The organism is Corallococcus sp. CA053C, from assembly GCF_003611675.1.
In the GTDB taxonomy this organism is placed as follows: Bacteria; Myxococcota; Myxococcia; order Myxococcales; family Myxococcaceae; genus Corallococcus.
This window is the reverse complement of record NZ_RAWA01000924.1, coordinates 1-397: the sequence shown is the minus strand read 5'-3', so window position 1 is coordinate 397 and position 397 is coordinate 1. Positions and strand designations below refer to the sequence as shown.

At 69.8% G+C, this 397-nt stretch carries 1 protein-coding gene; it reads right to left on the bottom strand.

Annotated features, from left to right (window positions below):
* The coding region (locus D7V97_RS43905) for a hypothetical protein (RefSeq protein ID WP_199729306.1) at positions 1-397 on the bottom strand (397 nt) is incomplete at both ends.

Sequence of the window (397 nt, the reverse complement as noted above, 5' to 3'; positions counted from 1 at the left end):
CCAGTGGCCAGCCGCGGTAGGCCGTGCTGCCGTAGCTGCGCCGGTGCAGGTACATGAAGATCGGGTCGGCCTGATAGGCGCCGGCCTTGGCGTCATGCTCCGATTGGGCAGAGGAAGCCATGCGCTCGACCGTGTCGGCACGCGCCACGGCCAGCTGCAGGTCGTCCTGCAGCGCCCTGTAGGTAGGTTCCGCTTCCAGCGTGGTGTCCACCTGGTCCTGCAGGGCCTGCCAGCGTCCGCCGGCGGCGTCGCGTGCGGCAACGGCCTCCTGCGACCGCTGCTGCAAGGACTGCTCGATGTCCAGCAGCGCCTGCAGTTCGCCGTCCAGTACCGCCGCTTTGCGGTCACGGCGCTGCAGATCGGCGCTGGACTGCTGCAGCAGGTCCCGGGCCAGCAT